This is a genomic window from Paenibacillus sp. YN15 (assembly GCF_003285005.1).
In the GTDB taxonomy this organism is placed as follows: Bacteria; Bacillota; Bacilli; order Paenibacillales; family NBRC-103111; genus Paenibacillus_AR.
Genome location: NZ_QMFA01000117.1, coordinates 1 through 367, shown reverse-complemented (window position 1 = coordinate 367; position 367 = coordinate 1). Strand labels below are relative to the sequence as shown.

Annotated in this window: 1 protein-coding gene; it reads right to left on the bottom strand. The window is 43.9% G+C overall.

Translation table 11 applies throughout. The annotated features are described in order from the left end of the window. Positions 1-220, bottom strand: a 220-nt coding sequence (tnpA, locus tag DQG13_RS30400) for an IS200/IS605 family transposase (protein ID WP_113023931.1), incomplete at its 3' end; no start/stop codon positions are given. Positions 221-367: the final 147 nt, after the last annotated feature.

Genomic DNA, 367 nt, shown 5'->3' with positions numbered 1-367 from the left:
TCATCTTCGGCGGAATACTCACCAGCATATGAATGTGGTCCGGCATCAGATGCCCTTCGATGATCTCCACCCCTTTATATCCGCACAATTGTTTGAGGATATCCCGGATGCTTTCTTTGTATTGATTGTAGATCACCTTTCGTCTATACTTTGGGGTGAATACAATGTGATACTTGCACATCCATTTCGTGTGTGCCATGTCATCTCTTTGTTTCGCCATGAAATCACCTTGTCCTTTCCGTTATACATAGTAGCCTGAACAACTCTATTATAGCGGATTCCACACAAGGTGATTTTTTTGCTATAAGCTTTTCCTACACCACCCGCATAGCAGGTGGTTTTTTGTTTCCCACGCTTCGCGTGCTCA